The organism is Polyangium sp. y55x31, from assembly GCF_029946505.1.
In the GTDB taxonomy this organism is placed as follows: domain Bacteria; phylum Myxococcota_A; class Polyangia; order Polyangiales; family Polyangiaceae; genus Polyangium.
The window spans coordinates 37,347-56,152 of record NZ_JARZHG010000006.1; the positions used below are offsets into that span (position 1 = coordinate 37,347).

The following is an 18,806-nucleotide window of genomic DNA, read 5'->3' on the forward strand; positions in this document are numbered from 1 at the left end:
TGAATCTGTCCCCTGCGCTCGGCGCTCGCTCTAGCGGGCGGAGTGGACGTCCCAGCACGCGCCGGGCTCTACGGACAGCGCGCCGAGGTCCGTCTTCTGGCGGATGGCCTGCCGATACGCGACCAATCGCTCGTCCATCGCCGCCAGGGCTCCCGACGGGTGCGTCTGACGATATGCGGCCGTCGCGGAGACCGCCAGGCGCTTGGCCTCGCCGCGCGTCGGAGGCGGCTGCATGACGGCGCGGAGGACGTCGGCATCCCGGACGGTCACCACATCGTCGCCCACGCGGGCGACCGTGCAGTCCGGCTCGTCATGCGGCGTGCTGCGCGCCTCTGCGCACCCGGCGGCGAGCGCGAGGAGCCCTGCGAAGACCACCCGCGCCCCGGAGACCCACGTCGAATCACGGCGACGCATCGTCGTTCACCCCCGCGTAGTAACACATCGCCTGCACGGTCACGCCCTGGGTGGTCACGTTTTCGGCCTCGATCTGCACCTCGACGCAGCGATTGGTGAAGGTGAAGCCCTCGAGCGCGGCGACCTTCTTCGTGTCGAAATTGTCGCTGATCCTCGTCGCCGTCGCGGTGCCCGTGCAGGTCGACCCCGCGGTCGGCCGGACGCGCACGGACAGCTTGATCTCGCTGATGTCGCTCTTGCTCGACATGTCCTCCGCCTGCATGGCGACGCACTTCACGAGCTCGATTCCGTCCGGCATCGGGGACGTGCCGAAGGGATAATACGTCACGGTCTGCGCCGACGTGAACGTGTACACGGCGAAATGGTTCGCCCACGGGCCGAGGTCCGTGCCTTCGAGCAGGCGCATGCGCGCGCGGCCGACCCCGTACCACTTGTCGGGCGTGGCCGCGAGCTGGTCCGTCCACGTCGTGCCGCTCGAGGGGTCGGCGCTGAAATGCCGATCGCCCCTGGCGAGCATGATCGTGTGCAGGCGGCCCGGCGAGTTCACCCAGCTCTGGCCATTGTGCAGATACCAGTCCTTCACGACCGCCGCCATACCCGACACGTGCGGCGCCGCGGCGCTCGTGCCGACGAACCGTGCGGTGTTCGTCGCGGTCCCATCGCTGTTACCGACGACCTGTATCGTATGATTTGTTACATTGTTGGGCGCAACGAGGTCCACGATGGACACGGCGTCGGTTTGCAGGCCGCGCCCCGCCACGACGACGTCCCCGCCGCCGCGCGCGGAGCAGCCAATGGGGTTGCCCATGGAGTCCTTGCAGTGGTCCCTGTCGAGGAGGCAACGCGTGGACGGCGTATTCAGGCAATCGGTGGTGTTTCCATCGAATGCATTGACGGCGAGCGCCTTCGGGGTGTCCCCGGGGTCGCTCATCGTGCAGGAGGTCGCGTCGTCGCCGTTCTGGTTGCCCGCCGAGAATACGACCAGGATCCCGTCGTCGTAGGCGTTCTCGATCTCGTCCTCCGTGGACGAGCTCGACTCGATGTCGCAGTTCGCGGTGCCCCAGCTCCACGAGTTGCTCGAGATGTCGAGGTTGAGGTCGATGGAGTCGTCGAACATGTCGGTGAAGCTGTCTGCTTTCGCCGACCCGGCCTGGGTGATGCCGAACAGCACCGCCTTGGCCTCGGGAGCCATACCCGTGCGCGCAGTCTCCCAGGCAGCGCTGTGGGCGCAGAGGCCGGACTCGCAGGGCTGGCCGCCACATTGTGCGCTGGACGTGCAGGTATTCGATGACCAGGAGTCGCCGAGGGCCTTTCCATTGCCCTGTCCGTCCATGTAATCGGCGATGGCGATCGACGTCGTCGCGGTGCCGTGGCCGTCGATGCAGCCGATATCGGGATCGGGATCGCAGTAGTCCGTCGACACCGTCCCCGGCTCGCAGACGTTCCCGTCCGCGTCCGCGTCGTCGCACTGGTAGGTCGCGGCGATCCGGCTCGCGCCCGTGCAGCCTGCGCCCTCCTTGAAGGCGCACGCGCCGCTCTCGTAGCCCCCGGGCTCGTTCATTCCGATGACGATGTTCCCGTACGAGTGCCTCGCCGCGTTCGGTTCGTCGCCGTCATATCCGGCCGCATGGAACCTGTCGACGTCCAGATACTGCGCGTCCCGGCTCCCGCCGAGGCTCCACGTCGGCCCGCCGGTCTTTCCGTACGGCCCGTCGATGCGCGCGAGGTCGGTGTTCCTCGCCAGGGACTCGAACATCGCGAAGGGCACCTCGACGCTCAACCACCCGGATTTTTTGTGACGCGCGACGACGCGCCCGCCGCGCTCCGCCACCTCCGCGACGATGCCCGCGGCCATCCTGTCGAACAGCGCCTCGCGCTCCGCAATCGCGCGGGAGCGCCGGTTCGTCTGCGCCTCGACGTCGGCAGGGGCCAGGTCCGAAGCGCGCGGCGCCAAGGGGACGTTCCATTCCGGAAAGTTTTGGAGCTTGAGATCGAGCCGGAGCGTCCCCTCGGCCTTCGCCTGCGGGCTTTCGACGAACTGCGCCACGTTGTCGTTGATCTTCGGCGGGCTGGATTTTCGCTCGGCTTTCAAGGGCGTCGTGTTTTCGTGCCGCCAAACCCGGTAGCCGCGCTCGGTCACGCCGTCCTTGCCGCCCTTGGACCACGCCTCCTCGGCATACAGGTAGGGCTCGTCGACGAACCGATAGGGCCGCGCGACGCGATCCCGCTGGTCCTCGTCGAGCTCGCCGGCCACGTCGGTCCTCACGACCTTCTTTTCGGCCGTCTCCTCGACGCGCGACTGGAAGACGAGCTCCATTTTCTCTTGCGGCGCCGAAGCCGCAACCTTCGCGATCATCGGCGCCTGCGCCTCCGCCGCGGCGGACTCGAGCCGCGCCTCTTCCGGGTCGCCCTGCTCGCATGCGGCGGCGCCGAGCGTCAGGACGCCGAGCGCCAGGACGCTGCAGAACGTCGGATTCGACCGGGATCGCCCACGCAAAGAATGAAAGAAATGCCAGTGCATGTTGCCTCCGCCGGGTCGCAAAGCAACATGCTTGCCAATCGTGAGCAGCCTGCAGGCGCGGTGCCGCGGCCCGGCGGTGTCACGCGGCAATGTCGGTCGACTGTCACGTGGCCATATCACCTGTCACGGCCGCGTGACAATCGATCGCTCCCTGTCGTTACCCGCGCATCACGAACGCCACCTGCGCGAGCGCTTCACGCAGCGCCGTCGGGGCATCGCTCGGCGGCGTCGGCGCGCGCCATGCGACGTAGCCGTCCGGGCGCACGAGTGACGCGCCTCCTTCTTCGAGGCCAAACGACGCGCGCACGTCGGGCGGGAGGACCTCGACGGCGACGTCGATGCCGAGGATGTCCCGAGCGGCCGCCGCAGCGGCGGACCAGCGCTCCTGTTCGCTTTCGCCCGTGGCGAGCACCCAGCCTCGCCCGAAGAGGTCGAGCGTCGAGAGGCGCGCGCCGTCTCGCTCGAGCCACGCATGCGGCGCGCGCGTGCCGGGCTGGCCACGCCATTCGTCGGGATGGCGCGCCGGCGGGAGATCGGGACCCGCGCCGAGGACGGCCGCGGAGCGATAAAGCTGGCCGAGCTCCATCGCATCGTCGTCGTAGATGGGCGCCGTGCGGGCGGCCTCGTCGGCGAACGCCTTGAAGTCGTCGCGCGCGAAGATCTGCTGATGGCGGAGCCACGCGATGGGCCGGCGCTCGGCGTCGTACGTGTCGAGCAGCGCGGGTGAAGAGACGCCGTCGAGCACGGACGCGAGCTTCCACGCGAGGTTGTGCGCGTCCTCGATGCCGGTGTTGGCGCCGAAGCCTCCGCGGTTCGGCGGCAGCGCATGCGCCGCGTCGCCCGCGAGGAAGACGCGGCCGGCGGAGAAGCGGTCGGCGATGAGCGCGCAGATCTCCCAGCGCCCGGTGGCGACGATCTCGACGGGCACATCGTCGTGGCCGATCGCCCGCGTGATCATCGCGCGGAGGGCGGGCTCGTCGCGCTCGACGTCGTCCGAGAAGATGAGCACCCAGCGCCCGTCGCCGTAACTCGCCAGGAAGGCCTGGAAGTCCGGCTGATCGATCGAGAACTGCACGATGCCCTTGCGGAGGTGCTCGTCGAGCGGAGCACGGAAGAGCACGCTCCGCGCCGTGCGTAGCCATCCGCGGCCGGTTCGGCCGATTCCAAGCGTGTCGCGGATCGTGCTGCGCGCGCCGTCGGCGGCCACGAGATAGGCCGCGCGCACGGTCGTCTCCGCGCCGTCGTGCCCGCGGAGGACCGCGGTGACGCCCTCGGCGTCCTGCGCGAAAGACACGAGCTCGGTCCGCGTCCGCACGTCGGCCCCGAGCTCGACGGCACGCGCGCGGAGCATCGGCTCGAGGCGATCCTGCGCGATGCCTGCCGCGTTCACCGGTGAGCACGGCGGGCGCTCTTCGAAGGGCGCGCGAGCCGCCGACGACCACGACGACTCCTCGAACCACTCGCCCGCGAGGCTCCGCACGCGCACGCGACGCACGCGGTGATCCCGAGGCGCTTGCGGGATCGCGTCGCCGAGGCCGACGCCCCGGAACAGCTCGATCGTTCGCCGCGTGTAGCCGATCGCTCGCGGGTGCGGCGAGCTTCCGGCATGCCGCTCCACGACGATCGGGCGCACGCCGCGCGCGGCCAGAAACAAGGCGGCAGAGAGCCCGACCAGGCTCCCGCCGACGACGAGCACGTCGGTCTTCTCTAGGTTCATCGTTGCTCCTCCTGAGGATACACCGTATCCGATCGATACAGTGTATCGCCAGGAGACATTGTCAACCGCGCGCAAGACGGGCATGACGAGCGTGATGGCTGCACGCACGAAGGCAGAAGGAGCCGGGCTTGTCTGGGAACGCCCCGAGCCGCCGAAGCGACCGGCGCCCGAGCCGCTGAGCCGCGAACGGATCGTGACGGCGGCGATCACGCTCGCCGATCGCGACGGCCTCGAGGCGGTGTCCTTGCGCAACGTCGCGGCGGCGCTCGGCGCGGGACCGATGCGTCTTTACGGCTACATGGAGTCGAAGGACGAGCTGCTCGAGCTCATGGTCGACGCGGTCTACGGGGAGATGAACGCGAAAGGCGCGCCGAAGGGCGACTGGAAGGCGGCGCTGCGCGCGCTCGCGCATCGCACGCGCGACGCGAGCAAGAAGCATCCGTGGTTCGTCGAGCTGCTCGGCGGTCGCCCGCAGCTCGGCCCGAACGCGCTCGCGCATCTCGAAGCCGGTCTCGCCGCGCTGAGCGGGGCGCATGGCTTCGATGACATCGACCGCGTGGTCACGATGCTCGGCACCGTGAACGCGTACGTCGTCGGCGCGATCCGCAGCGAGGCGAGCGAGCTCCGCGCCCAGCTCGCGACGGGCATGACGGAGAAAGAGTGGCAGGAGGCGACGGCTCCGTACATCGAGCGAGTGATCGCGACGGGCCGCTTCCCCACCCTCGCGCGTGTCGTCCGCGATGCGAAACATCCGCCGGCGGACGCCGTGTTCGAGCAAGGCCTCGACTGCGTCCTCGACGGCATCACGGCTCGCGTGAAGCGCGCCCGATGACAAAGACGAGCCCCCGCCCGCTCCTCGGAAGATGCCCCTGACCCGGTAACGCGGCGCGTATCCCGAAAGAAGAAAAAGTCAAGGCGCGCTAAAAGAAACTTGCACGCGTGTCACCGTCCTGTAACAATGTGTCCTTCGACTTGACATGGAGGCGGCCATGATGCGCGAGCGCGTTCACCAAGTTCTGAAGTTCGTGGGACTGGCCCTGGCCGTGGTTTTCCTTGGCCCGGGCGTGGAAATCACGTCCCAGGACGGTCAAGGCTGAAGCAGAGGCGGGGGCGGGCCCCGGAAGGCCGGGGCCCATTGTGACCGGGACGTGCGGGCAGGTCCCGCACGCGATGGTCCGACATATTCGTCCTAGACGAGCTTGACCCTCGGCGAGGGTCGACGTACAGGCGCGAGAATCGACGTGGGGGCGGCGATGGCTCTCCAGGCGCCGGTGAGCGCGGATCGCGAGACCGTGAAGGTCGGAACGCATCTGCTCGCCTTCGAGCCGCCCGACGTCGTGTTCGTGCGATTCACGGGGGACGTGACCAACGCGGACGTGGAGCGCATTCTGGACGCGTTCACGGAGTTCGCGACGGCCTCGGGGCGCGCGTACCTGCTGATCGACGTGGCGGACGTGGGGCACGTGACCCCCGAGGCGAGGCGCGTCGCGGCGATGCGGCAATTGCCGCCCGCGTATGCGGGGCTCGTCGTTTTCGGGGGGACGTTCCAGCAGCAGCTCGTGGCGAAGCTCGCGACGCTGGCGGGCTGGTTTCTGCGGGGGCGAGCGCTCGGCAAGCCGATGCCCGTGTGCGTGAAGGACGAACGGACGGCGCGGGCGTGGCTCGTGGAGCAGCGCCGCGCGCATTGAGGCGCTCGCCGGCGCGCCCACGCCGGGATGGATTTCGAGGGCAGCCCAGGAGACCATGGCGGCCCATGAAGACCCGGTGGATGAGCTTGATCGTGGCCATGGCCCTCGTCGGCGTGGCGTGCGGTGACGGTGACGGAGGCGCTGGCGGCAGCGGCGGTAGCGGTGGCAGCGGCGCCGCCGGCGGCAGCGGCGGCAGTGGGGGCAGCGGTGGCAGCGGCGGCGCCGGCGGAAGCGGCGGCGCCGGCGGAAGTGGTGGCTCGGGTGGAATGGGCGGCGCCGGTGGAATGGGCGGCGCCGGTGGAATGGGCGGAAGCGGCGGCGCCGGTGGCAACGGATTCGCGGCGATCGTCTCGATAGAGCTCTACGACGCGATGTTCCTGCATCGGAACGTCCTGTACTCGTACGAATCGCTCGTCGCCGCGGCGCAGACGTTCCCGGCATTCTGCAACGAGGGCAGCCTCGACGACCGGAAGCGCGAGGCGGCCGCGTTCCTCGCGAACATCTCGCACGAGACCACGGGCGGCTGGCCCGCGGCCCCGGACGGGCCCCATGCATGGGGCCTCTATTTCACGCAGGAGGTCGGCTGCGAAAACGGGGGCTGCACGGGGTATTGCAACGCGAGCAACCAGCAATGGCCGTGCGCGCCGGGAAAGACGTATCACGGGCGCGGGCCCATCCAGCTCTCGTGGAACTACAACTACGGGCAAGCCGGCGACGCGCTGGGGCTGCCGCTGCTCACCGATCCGGATCAGGTGACGTCGAATGGCACGGTGGCCTTCCGGACGGGCGGTTGGTTCTGGATGACGCCGCAATCGCCGAAGCCGTCCTGTCACGACGTGATGACGGGGAAGTGGACGCCGTCGTCGCAGGATCAAATGCTCGGCCGCGTCCCCGGGTTCGGGATGACGATCAACATCATCAACGGCGGGCTCGAGTGCAACCAGCCGACGAACGCCAAGGTCGAGGACCGCGTCGGGTTTTACCAGCGATACACGCAGCTCCTCGGCGTGGATCCCGGTCCGAATCTTTATTGCGACAAGATGCAGTCGTATTGAGGCAAGCTGGTCGGGGAGGTGGGATTTGAACCCACGACAACGAGCACCCAAAGCTCGTGCACTACCGGACTGTGCGACTCCCCGGACGCCGCCCGCTGTCGGGCACCGCGCGGCGGCACTCTAGACGACGTCAGGACCTAGAGCAAGGGTCTCGAAGGGGCTCGGCCGAGCGCCGCCGAGCCGAGCCCCCTCCCCCGCAGGCTTCGGCGCTCTAGAACATCGAGCAGTTCGTGGAACTGCTCGATGTTCTAGCTCTTTTGTCCCGAGGGGGACGCCTCGCGTCCCCCTCTCGGCCAAGCGAAGCTCGGCCGATTCACCCCCCGAGGCGAGATCGCTACGCAATCTCGCAGAGCGTCGAACAGTCAAACTGTTCGGCGCTCTACCGCAGGTTGTCCACGAAGTATTCGATCGAGCGCTGGGTCGCGTAGAGCTTCGCCGACGGCGCCCGGTAGCCGTGCCGTTCCCCGGGGAACACCAGCAGATCGAAGCGCTTGTTCGCCGCGATGAGCGCGTCGATGAGCTTCGCGGTGTTCTGGAAATGCACGTTTTCATCCATGAGCGCGTGCAGGAGGAAGAGCTTGCCGCGGAGGTTCCCCGCGAGCTTCGTCAGGTCCGCCGCCTCGTAGGCCTTCACGTCCTCGGTGGGGCTGCCGAGGTATCGCTCGGTGTATGCGCTGTCGTAGAGCCGCATGTCCGTCACGAGCGAACCGGCGACGCCCACGTGGAACCGATCGGGCGCCTTGAGGAGCGCGAGCGCCGCCATGTACCCGCCATAGCTGTGGCCGATGATGCCGACGCGGCTCGTGTCGACGTACGGGCGCTTGGCGATGGCGTCGAGGCCGGCGATCTGATCCTCGAGCTCGACCTGGCCCATGTTCTTGTAGAGCGGCGCCTCGAACGCCGGGCCCCGCCCCGAGGTGCCGCGGTTGTCGAGCTGGAACACGACGAAGCCCCGATCCGCGAGGTGCTGCCACAAGAGGGACGGCGACCACATGTTCATCACCGTCTGCACGCCCGGGCCGCCGTACACCATGACGATGACCGGATACTTCTTCCCGGGCTCGATCACGCGCGGCGGGAGCAGCGAACCATAAAGCTTCACGCCGCCGGGGCCGTCGACCGTGACGATCTCCGGTGTGCGCACGCCGAGCGAGGCGAAATCGGCATCCATCGGGAGCGTGAGGTCGCCGATCACGGCGCCCCCGAGCTCGCGAATGAGGACCTTCGGCGCTCGATCCTTCGCCGAATGGATCTCCGTGAGGATCTTCCCGGTCCGATCGACGGCCGCGAAATGCACGCCCGGCTCCTCGGTCCAGCGCTTCGTCTCGCCGCCGTCGAGCTTCACCGAATAAAGCTGCCGGTCGAGCGGCGCTTCCTTGCTATCCGCGATGTAAAAGACGCGGCCGCTCGTCTCGTCGACGCGGCTCACGAGGTGCACGTCCCAGTCGCCCGAGGTGAGTTGCTTGATCGGCGCGCCCGTGGCGGCGTCCCGGACCTCGAGGTGGATGTGGCCGCCGATGTCGCGCGTCCACAAGAACCGCTTGGAATCGTCGAGCGGCTTGAACGTGGCTGGCTCGAGCCACGTCGGCGAGGTCTCCGCGAAGAGCTCCTTCGCCTCGCCGCTCTTCGCATCCACGCGCACGAGCGCGCGGCGCTTCTGGAGGCGGTCGAGCGTCTGCAAATAAAGGGCATTGCCGTCGGGCGCCCAGTTGAAGCGGACCATGTACCGCTCCGCCTCGGCGGGCCATTTCAACCAGGTCGTCTTCTTCGTCTTGAGATCGACGATCCCCGCGCGGACCTTGGGGTTCTTGTCACCCACCGCGGGATACTTCTGCATCATGAGGTCGGGCTTGTCGCCGCGATACCCGAGCACCGGGTGCTCGGGGACCTCGCGCTCGTCGACCTCGAGATACGCAATCTTGTCGCAGCCGGGCGACCAGAAAAACCCGTGCGGCTCGTCGAGCTCCTCCTGGCCGAGGAAATCACTCTGGCCGCGCGTGGTCCCGGAAGGTCCGCCCGTCGTGAGCCGCGTCTCCTTGCGCGTCGCGACGTCCACGACCCAGAGGTCATCCGACCGGACGAACGCGACACGCTCGCCCGACGCGCAGATCTGCGGATCGAGCTCGGGCTCCTTCGTCTCCGTGAGCCGCGTGATCGTGCCCGCCGCTTGCCGCACGAACACGTCTCCGGAGGAAGGCACGATCATCACGGGCGCCTTCTCGGCCCACTGATACGCGACGATCCCCGTCGCCTTTTGCCGCTGGCGCTCGCGCCGGAGCTCCTCCTCGCGCGAGAGCGGCTTCGAGCTGCCCGGAAGATCCGAGGCGCGAAGCAAGACCTTCGACGTGCGCGTCGAAAGGTCGAACGCGAAGAGCGACATCGTCATGTCCCCCGACTCACTCGCGAGGTACGTGACGAGCTTGCCGTCGGGCGAAGGCTGGGCCGCGCGCGGGATGTTCCACCCGGGCTCGGGCATCTTCACCAGGCGCTCGTACGTGATGGCGCTCTTCTCGGGCCCGAGGATCGCGCCGCGCGTCGAATCCGCCTCCGGCGCCGCCTTGGACGCGCCTTCCGCGGCGCGATCCTTCGTCATCTCGCCCAAGAGCGGCCGCTTCGGCCAAGGCTCCCCGGCCCCGCCACAACCGGAGAGCACCCCCGCGAGCGCGAGCACGCCCGCCAAACCCTGTGCCTTGTGCATGCTCCCGGTTAAACCGAGACCGAGCGCGAGTCCACCCCGCCCATCACTCGAGCGTGTCGCCCTCCGCCTCGGCCGCCGACGGCGGCGGCGGCGGCACCGACTTGTCGGTCGTGACGATGCGGACGCGACGCACGCGACGGCCGACGACGTCCGTCACGACGAGCGTGTAGCCCTCGCACTCGACGCGATCTCCCGGCTCGGCCGGATGTTCGAGCCGTTCGAGGATGTAGCCGCCCACGGTCTCGACGGTCTTCGCCTCGGGCAGGAGGACGATCCCCGCGTCGCGTTCGAGGTCCGCGAGCAAGACGCGGCCGTCGACCTCCACGATGCCCGGACCACGGCGATGGATCGGCGGAACCTCTTCGTCGTTCTCGTCCCGGATCTCGCCGACGATCTCTTCGAGCACGTCCTCGATCGTGACGAGTCCGACGAACTCGCCGGTCGGGCTCGTGACGATCGCCACGGGGATCTGCTTGGCCTGCATCTCCAGGCGGAGGCGCTCGACGGAGGTGTTCTCGCGGGCGAAGATCGGCTTGCGGAGCAGCTCGGCGACACGCGCGGCCTTGCGACGACCCGAGAGGACGTCGAAGAGGTCACGCAGGTGCAGGTACCCGAGCACGGTGTGGCCTTGCGCGTCGAGGACGGGATATCGCGAGTAGCCGGCCTCCGCGACGATCTTCACGGCCTCGTCGATGCTCATCGCGGCCCGGAGCGTCGCGGCCTCGCTGCGCAGCGACATGACGTGGCGCGCGGTGCGACGACGCAGATCGAAGATGCGCACGAGCATGCTGCGCAGCGCTGGATCGAGGCCGGCGGGGCTCCGCGTGAGCAGGATGCGGAGCTCCTCGGAGGTGTGCGCGATCTCCTCCTCGTGCGCGGGCTGGAGGCCGAAGAGCCGAACGAAGCCGTTCGCGGCGGAGTTCAAGACCCAGATGATGGGCCACATCAGGAGGAAGAAGACGTGGAGCGGCTGCGCGGCGAAGAGCGTGACCCTCTCGGTGCGCTGGATGGCGAGCGTCTTCGGCGCGAGCTCACCGATGATCGTGTGCAGCGACATGATCAGCGTGAACGCGACGCCGAGGGCGATCGCGCGCGTGGCCTCGGGGCCGACGCCGAACCGAAGGAGCGCCGGTTCGAGGAGGTGCGCGACCGCAGGCTCGCCGATCCAGCCGAGGCCGAGGCTCGCGAGCGTGATGCCGAGCTGATTCGCCGAGAGGTAAGCGTCGAGGCGCTGCGACATCGCGAGCGCCCGCTTGGCCCGCGCATCGCCGCTGCGCACGAGCTGTTCGAGGCGCGACGGGCGCATCTTGACGATGGCGAACTCGGAGGCGACGAAGAACGCGTTCAGCAGGATGAGAAGCGCCGTCGCGAGCAGATAGAGAATCGTCGACATCGTCCGAACCCCGTCCCCCAGAAGCTGGAGAGCGCGCCGAACGAGGGCTCGTTCTCCCTGCGATGGTGGCCCTAGATGCGAGCCCGCACGAGGATCTCGCGGCGCAGATCCGCGCCGGCTTCGAGCCCCTCGACGAGCGCGTCGGCGGGACACTGGCCCTTCTCGACGAGGCTGCCGAGGCGCGCGAGGTGCACGCGCTCGTCCTTGCCATTGCGCATCCGCGCTCGCCGCGCGAGACCGCCCTCGGCGATCACGAGCACGCGCTCCGCGAGCGCCGCGAGCTTCTCGCCGCGGAACGTGGCCCCGAGCCCCTTCTCGGCGATCGCCGGGCGGAGCGCTTCGAGCTCGGCATAGGTGAAACTCTCGGTGAGCGCCTCGGCCTCGTCGAGGGCACGATCGTCGTAGAGGATGCCCGTCCAGAGCGCAGGAAGCGCACACGTGAGCGCGGCCGACTGCGAGTCCGCGCCGCGCACCTCGATCGTGCGCTTGAGCCGCACCTCGGGGAAAAGCGTGTTCAGGTGCGTCTGCCAGTCCGTCGAGGTCGCGCGGTGGTCGCGGAAGCCGTGCTTCAAGAAGCTGCGGAACGACTGGCCCGTGTTCTCGAGGACCGCATCGCCGCGCTTGATGAGGAACATCGGCGCGTCGAGCGCCCACTCGACGTAGTCGACGAAGCGCTTGCCACGCTCGAGCACGTTCTCGAGCAGGCCCTGCCGCGCGGGATCCACGCTGAGCCACGTGAGCGCGCGCCGGCTCTTGCCGCCCCAGAGCGCGCCCTCGACGAACGGGGAGTTCGCGAACATCGCCGTGGTGACGGGCGAGAGCCGAAGCGAGACGCGGAGCGCGCGCATCGCGCCCTCTTCGCTCGAATAGTCGAAGTTCGCCTGCACCGTGGCCGTGCGGCGCATCATGTCGAGGCCGCCCGTGCCGCGCGTCGGCAGGTAACGGCGCATGATGCCGTACCGGGACTTCGGCACCCACGGCAGCTCGTCCTGGCGCGCGAGCGGATGAAAGCCGACGCCGAGCCAGCTCAGGTTGAGCTCGCCCGAGATGTCGCGCAGCTCCGCGAGATGACCGCTCATCTCCAGGCAGATCTGGTGGACGTTGTCGAACGCGGCGCCCGAGAGCTCGAGCTGGCCACCCGGCTCGAGGGTCACGGAGGCGCCCGCGCGTTCGAGGGCGATGATCGGGCCCGTGGGCGACTCGCGATCGATCTTCCAGCCGTGCCGCTCGACCAGCGCTTCGAGCACCGTGAGGACGCTGCGCGGGCCCTCGTAAGGCAGGGGCGCTCCGGTCGTCGTGTCGACGCCGAACTTCTCGGCTTCCGCACCGATGCGGTAACGATCCCGCGGCTTCATCGCCGCGTGGAAGGGGATCAGGAGGTCATCGATGCCGCGGATGATCTCCGCCTGATTCGAAAGGCTCGCTTCGGCCATCGTTCGTGGTTCTCACGCTGTTCGGGGAGTTGGGGCGCGGATCAGGCCTAAACGGCCTGCGGCCACATCGGGGAGCGCTCCGAGCCGGATCCCTTCGGACCAAGCACACGCGCGAGGACAGCGACGTGTTTTGCCGTGGTCCCAGCACCACCGCCGACGAACCTCGCCCCTGCGTCCACCAGACGTTTGCACGCCGCGGCCCACGCATCCACCGATGTCGTGGTGTCTGGTACGCCATGTTGACACTCGGGGCTCGCCGCGAGCAGAACCCCGACGCGAGGAGCCCCCGCGCGCGTCACGATCTCCAGCGCAGCCTTGGCCGCACTCTCGCTGGGCACGTCGACGAGCACGGCATGCACGCCCGCTTCGACCGCGGTACGTGTCCCTTCTTCCAGCGAGTCTCCATCGACGACACGCTCGCCGTCCGGCGTCTCGAGCAGCGCCCACGTCGGGAGCTGCGTCGCGCACGCGCTCACGATGGCCGAGAGCCTCGCCATGCGCGCGAGCTGTGTGCCATGCCGGAAGGCCTCCGGCGAAAAACCACGCGCGATGATGAGCTCGCAACCCGACGTGGACAGGCGCGTCGCGTGCATCGCGTACTCTTCGGTGATCCGCTCGGGAAGCGCCGGTGCGATCCAGCGCGCGCCGAGCAGGCCCGCCACGACGACCGGACGATGCGCCGTGCCGGCCGCTTCGATCGCGAGATCGACCGCCGCGCCCGTGAGCGCGGCGGAACGGAAGGCCATGCCGATCTGCGCGAGCGCTCGCGGCATCGTCTCGTCCGTGACCGCGACGATCACGTCCGATCCTGCGGCGATCTCCTGCCGGTAGTGCTCGGAGACGGCGCCGGGGTTCTCGCGCACGGCGCGCCCGAGGGGCGCCGCGCCGGATGTCTCCACGCCCCTCGCCGCGAAGGACGAGACCGGATCGCCACCCAGGACGAGCGGGCGCCCCGCTTCGAGGCGGGTCAGGAGGGCATCGAGAGAGCTCACGTCATCACGCAGGGGTTCGAGGGCCGCCCCGGGAATGTCCAGGATCGGCCGAAGGCCGTCGACAACAGGACGAACCTTCGTCCCCTTCTACCACTTCACCTGGAAACACGGAACCCGAGACGCGGCTGCCACGTGCATTTCCCGTCCGGGTCGGCGAGCGGGCCATCACGTGGTCGTCACAACGCCCTGTATGGCCGCGTATCACGCGCCCCGCGCAGAGGCCGCTTGCCCGGACGGCCTGGCCCCGCGCTTCGGGAGGAACTTCCGATCGAACAGGCGAACGCGACGGACGAAGAGGTCGAGGAGGAAGACCACGATGGCCGCATACACGAAGCGCGTCCAGAGCTCCTCGTGGTACGTCACCTTCTCGCCGGCGGGATCGAAGATCGCCTGCACGGACGCAGGATCGACGGCCGCGCCCGTGGCGAGGGCCGCCTTCTCGAGCGTCGGCAGATCGGCCTCGAAGCTCGCGTACTCCTTCGGGTACGGGTTCGACACGTGGCCGAAGCTCACGGCGACCTGCTTCATCGCGCCGCCTTCGGCCTCGCGCATGTGCTCGGCGCGGAGCAGGAACGAGCCGTACTTGTCGAGCGGCTCGTCGACCTCGTAACGACCGGGCGCCGTTTGCCGGAAGTCGACGACCTTCGTCTCGCCGCCCGGCACGATGATCGAGAGCTTCGAGGTCAGGTTGTTCTCGAAGCGCTCGTCGGCCCCGAAGGCGTCGACCGAGGCGCGCAGGCGCCCGCCGACGACATCGGCCTTCATGTCGAGCTCGCGCCGGTGCTTCTGTCGCATGTGCTCGTGCACGAGCTGGCCCCAGAAGCGCTCGAAGCCCGGCCACCTCAACCACTCGACGGCCCAGCGCGACTTCACGTCGCTCGTCCACGCGAGCGTCCAGCCGAGGCCCACGCGCCAGCGCGCGAGGATGGGCTCCTGCGTGTCGCTCTGGAGCAGCTCCACCGCGGGCGGCGGCTTCATCTTCGTCGAGACGTAGCCGTGCAGGTTCGGCGCGGTGCGCACGTCGACGCCGCGCAAGAAGGCCGCGTCGCCGACCTGCGTGACGGGGAACCACTCCTCGACCGCGGCGGCGCGCGCGATCATCTCCGTCTCTTTCGTGAAGATGCGCGGCAGGTTGTTCGCGTCCGCGACGGCGTGATAACGGCCGCCGCCGACGTCGGCGATCATCTTGAGGAGCTGCTCGTCCACGTCGCCGCCGAGGCCGACGGTCGTCACCGTGATCGACTCGGCGATCATGGCCGAGACGAGATCGCGGATGCCCGAGCTCGACGCCTTGCCGTCGGTGAGCAGCACGACGTGCTTCTTGCGGGCCTGCGTGACCGTGAGGTCCTGGTAGGCCGCGTCGAGCGCCGGGAAGATCTCGGTGCCGCCGCCCGGCTGGATGCGCGCGATGTCTCCCGCGATACGCGAGCGGTTTCGCGCCGGCTGGAACTTCACGTAACGCGTCGGCGCCGAGTCGAAGGCGATCACCTCGATCAGATCATCGGACGAGAGGACACCTGCCGTCGCCTTCGCCGCGGCCTTCGCCATCTCCAGCGGCAGGCCAGTCATCGAGCCCGAGCGATCGATGACGAGCGCCAGCGCGACGCTCGGCATCTCCTTCTTGCGCTCGTTGTCCATGCGAACCGGCAAGATCCGCTCGATCGTCGAGTGGTACCAGCCGCCGAGCCCGTAGCCCGCCTCGCCGCCTGCGAAGAGGAAGCCGCCGCCGAGATCACGGACGTACGTCTCGATGAGCTCCTGCGCCTGCAGCGACACGGCGTCCTTCGGCGTATCGCTCAGGATCACGAAGTCGAAGCGCTCGATCTCCTTGACCGAGGCCGGAAAACCCGCGGGCGGACGCACGTCGACGTCGAGCTGCTGCGCCGTGAGCGCGCTCGAAAGCGGCCCCGCGTGCTGCGGCGTGCCCTCGATGTAGAGCACCGCCGGGCGACCGGGGACGTCGATCGTCGTCGCGTACTTGTTGTTCTCCTTGAACTTGTCGGCCGGGATCTCGTCGACCTCGAACGCGTACGTCACCTGGCCCGGCAAGCGCACGACGCTCTTGAAGATCACGTCGTTCGGGCCGGCCTTGAGATCGAGCTCCTTGACGCCTTCGAGCCCGTTCAGCGCCTCGCCCTGGTAGAGCCGCGCGCGCGCCTTCGTCGCCCGCGTCGCGTAGATGTCGGCGTGGATCGCGAACGTCTCGCCGACCTTCACGCGCTCCGGCATCTTGAGCTCGCGCACGGCCACCTCGGGCGGCGCGGGCCTGCGGTACGGGATCGTAAAGAGCTTGATCCCGAACTCCTTGGCGCGGTTCGACTCGGCGAGGATGTCGCCCTCGGTCTGCACGCCGTCCGTGAGGAGCACGGCGCGCTTGAGGTAACCCTGCGGATAGAGGCCGTACGCGAGCTGCAGCGCCGCCTGAAGGTTCGAGCCCGCGCCGAGCGACTCCGCCTGCGCCTTGTCGACACTCTCGTGCCGCGTGATCGACGGAGGCTTCTGGTTTTCGCCCTCGGCCTCGGGCGCCTCGACGACGCGTGGCCGCTTCGCGAACGTGACGAGCTTGACGATCGCGTCCTTAGGCTTCTCGGCCCAGGCCCGCTGCACGGCCGCGCGCGCGTCGTCGAGCGCCTCGTCCGTGACGGAGTCCGAGACGTCGACGAGGTAGACCGTGCATACCTTCTCGGTCGTGGCCGTACGCGCGAGGCGTGAGAGGCCGAGCGCGAGGAGCGCGACGAACGAGATGCGCAGCAGCACCGACAGCACACGCTGCGGCCACGGCAGATCGGCGAGCGACTGCGAGAGGACGGCGACGAACCACGGCGCGAGCAGGATCGCCCCGAGCATCTTCGGGTTGAGCAGCTCGTAGGTGATCCCGCCGCGCACCCACGTCAGCGTGGGATCGGGGTGCAAGAGGACGAAGCGCCGATAGGCCCAGAAGAGCAGCCCTGCGAGCGCGATGCAGGTCGAGACCCAAGCGATGATTCGGAGGCGCTTGTTCACACCGTCACCCTCCGATGGTACGTGAGCCACTCGATCGCGGTGACGAGGAGCACCGCGGCGAGCAAGTAGATCCAGATCTCGCGACGCACGCCGACCTTGAACTCACCGACCGGGCCCGCCGCGCGCCCGCCGACGACGAGCTCGGTCTGCGGTTTGATCACGCTCTCGGCCGGATCGACGAGGTTCGCCGCGAAGGTCGTGATCTCGTCAGGGCTCGTGGACAGCTTGTAGAAGCCCGCTTGCTGGCCGAGGAAGACCGCGCGGCCGTCCTTCACGGGCACGTCGCGCTTCGTTCCATCGGGCAATTCGAGCGTCGCGGTCGCCGCCGCGGACGAGGCGGGGATCTGCCAGACCGTGCCCGTGCGGAAGGAGGAGATGTACTGGACGTCCTCCTCGACGAACTCGTTGATCGTGTTGAGCAGGAAGAGCGGCCAGGAGATCCGCAGCGGAAAATCGCTCTCGCGGATGTCGAAGCCGAGCGCGACGAACTTCACGCCCGCGCGGCTGCCGGCGATCAGGATCGGCCCCTTGTAGCTCTTGCCGATCACCTTGTCCTCCTTCTCGCCCTTCAGCGGACGCGCGCGCCCGATGTTGACGTCCGAGAGGACCGTGTAGCGGAGGATCGGGTGCTTCTCGTCGAGCTCGTCGAAGCCGAGCCGATAGTTCGGATCCGTATCTTCGACGGGCTTGCCCACCTCGAACGGGACGTTCTCGCCCGAGGGGTTCAGGTAGAGCAGGCTGCCGCTGCCCGGCGCGACGTTCGGCGTCACGCCGTCGAAGATGGTCACGTCGAAGTTGCCCTTGCCCGGATACCTCGACGGATCGATCGTCGTGACCTCGAGGTACTCGTCGAGTAGGAGCGCAGCTTCGAGGAACATGTTGCCCGTCGTGACGACCTGCACGCGGGCGCGCCTGCGCTCGGGCAGGAGCGCAAAGGCGTGATCGTCGGCGGGCAGATCGTCGCGGCTGCCGTTCGCGTAGGCGATCTTCGCTTCGAGCGTCTTCGACGCGCCCGAGAGGTTCGGATAAAAGCGCGGCAGCCGCTCCTTCGGCCCGAGCCGGATCTGCGAGAGGTCCGTGAGCTGCCCGTCGCCGAAGAGCGAGAGCTCGACGTCGACCGGCTCTTCGTTCGTGTTCGTAACCTCGAGCATCACCTCGTAGCGGCTCTTGTCGAGCGGGTAGCGCCGCACCGAAAAGCCCGTGATCGCCACGTTCGTCGCGCGTGATCCGATGGGCAGGTACGAGAGCCGCACGTCGCCGAGCTCCACGGGCCCGGCCGCGTCGACCGCGGGGCCGAGCGCGCCGTCCGACACGACGATGATCTCCGGCGAGGAGAGGCCACGCAACGTGTCGACCCCGAAACGCAGACCCCGCGCGAAATCGGCGCTCGCGTCGGTCGCCTTGATCGACGCGACGGCCGCTTCGAGGTCGGGGATCTCGCTCGTCATCGTGGAGAGCGGCGTCACGGCCGCATCCATCTGCGCGATGAGCATGCGATCGCTGCCCGAGAGGCCGCGGACCATGCGCTTGACCTCGTCCTTCGCGGCCTCGATGCGCGACGGCGCGGCGTCCGTGGCCTTCATGCTCGCGCTCGCGTCGACGAGCACGATGATGTTCCGGCCCTCGAGGATGTTCGCCGCGGGACGCGGATCGCCGAGCGCGAGGAGGAGCAACGCGAGGAGCGCGAGCTGCAGGAGGAGCGAGAGGAAACGCTTCAACTGCGAGAAGAGGCTCGTCGCCTCCTTGTCGCGCAGGATGCGCTCCCAGAGCTTCTCGAAGGGCACGGCGACGGGGCGCCGACGCAGCTTCAGGATGTAGAAAACGACGACCACGCTGCCGGCGAGGGCGCCGATCTGGAGCAAGGTCGCGAGCGGGACGCCGACGAAATGCAT

Annotated in this window: 12 protein-coding genes and 1 tRNA gene; 3 read left to right on the forward strand and 10 right to left on the reverse strand. The window is 68.6% G+C overall.

The genetic code is table 11. From position 1 onward, the window contains the following. Window positions 1–30: 30 nt before the first annotated feature. The 3 genes from QHF84_RS13810 to QHF84_RS13820 form a co-directional block, all read right to left on the reverse strand. Window positions 31–414, reverse strand: a complete 384-nt coding sequence (locus tag QHF84_RS13810; protein WP_281313740.1) for a hypothetical protein — start codon at window positions 412–414, stop codon at window positions 31–33. Next, window positions 401–2,935, reverse strand: coding sequence for a S8 family serine peptidase (locus QHF84_RS13815; protein ID WP_281313741.1), 2,535 nt, complete (start codon window positions 2,933–2,935; stop codon window positions 401–403). Before QHF84_RS13815 ends, QHF84_RS13810 begins: the two co-directional genes overlap by 14 nt. A 157-nt stretch (window positions 2,936–3,092) precedes the next feature. Beyond that, window positions 3,093–4,652: an FAD-dependent monooxygenase gene (locus tag QHF84_RS13820; RefSeq protein ID WP_281313742.1), complete on the reverse strand. Its 1,560-nt coding sequence runs from the start codon at window positions 4,650–4,652 to the stop codon at window positions 3,093–3,095. 94 nt (window positions 4,653–4,746) lie between these two features. Between QHF84_RS13820 and QHF84_RS13825 the strand changes: the two genes are divergently transcribed. The 3 genes from QHF84_RS13825 to QHF84_RS13835 all read left to right on the forward strand — a co-directional run bounded on the left by QHF84_RS13825 (window position 4,747) and on the right by QHF84_RS13835 (window position 7,395). Continuing rightward, on the forward strand, window positions 4,747–5,484 hold the full coding sequence (locus QHF84_RS13825; protein ID WP_281313743.1) for a TetR/AcrR family transcriptional regulator: 738 nt from the start codon (window positions 4,747–4,749) through the stop codon (window positions 5,482–5,484). 421 nt (window positions 5,485–5,905) lie between these two features. Then, a complete protein-coding gene (locus QHF84_RS13830; RefSeq protein ID WP_281313744.1) occupies window positions 5,906–6,340 on the forward strand; it encodes an STAS/SEC14 domain-containing protein in 435 nt (144 codons plus the stop codon). 65 nt (window positions 6,341–6,405) lie between these two features. After that, window positions 6,406–7,395 carry a glycoside hydrolase family 19 protein gene (locus QHF84_RS13835; protein ID WP_281313745.1) on the forward strand — a complete coding sequence of 330 codons (990 nt, stop codon included), beginning with the start codon at window positions 6,406–6,408 and terminating at the stop codon, window positions 7,393–7,395. Between the two features lie 7 nt (window positions 7,396–7,402). Here QHF84_RS13835 and QHF84_RS13840 read toward each other — a convergent pair. The 7 genes from QHF84_RS13840 to QHF84_RS13870 all read right to left on the reverse strand — a co-directional run bounded on the left by QHF84_RS13840 (window position 7,403) and on the right by QHF84_RS13870 (window position 18,806). Further along, window positions 7,403–7,479 (reverse strand) — tRNA-Pro (locus tag QHF84_RS13840). A 295-nt stretch (window positions 7,480–7,774) separates the two neighbouring features. Next, complete coding sequence (locus tag QHF84_RS13845; RefSeq protein WP_281313746.1) at window positions 7,775–10,093, reverse strand: S9 family peptidase; 2,319 nt, start codon at window positions 10,091–10,093, stop codon at window positions 7,775–7,777. 43 nt (window positions 10,094–10,136) lie between these two features. Then, the gene (locus QHF84_RS13850) at window positions 10,137–11,486 is read right to left on the reverse strand and encodes a hemolysin family protein (protein ID WP_281313747.1); all 1,350 of its coding nucleotides are present in this window, start codon (window positions 11,484–11,486) and stop codon (window positions 10,137–10,139) included. A gap of 71 nt (window positions 11,487–11,557) precedes the next feature. Next, entirely contained in the window at window positions 11,558–12,919 is a 1,362-nt protein-coding gene (locus tag QHF84_RS13855; protein WP_281313748.1) for a glutamate-cysteine ligase family protein, read from the reverse strand. A gap of 47 nt (window positions 12,920–12,966) precedes the next feature. Beyond that, the gene (locus QHF84_RS13860; RefSeq protein WP_281313749.1) at window positions 12,967–13,911 is read right to left on the reverse strand and encodes a homocysteine S-methyltransferase family protein; all 945 of its coding nucleotides are present in this window, start codon (window positions 13,909–13,911) and stop codon (window positions 12,967–12,969) included. Window positions 13,912–14,112: 201 nt separating this feature from the next. Further along, entirely contained in the window at window positions 14,113–16,914 is a 2,802-nt protein-coding gene (locus QHF84_RS13865) for a VWA domain-containing protein (RefSeq protein ID WP_281313750.1), read from the reverse strand. After that, window positions 16,911–18,806 (reverse strand): VWA domain-containing protein, encoded by a 1,896-nt coding sequence (locus QHF84_RS13870; RefSeq protein ID WP_281313751.1) that lies wholly within the window; start codon window positions 18,804–18,806, stop codon window positions 16,911–16,913. The genes QHF84_RS13865 and QHF84_RS13870 overlap by 4 nt, the downstream gene beginning before the upstream one ends.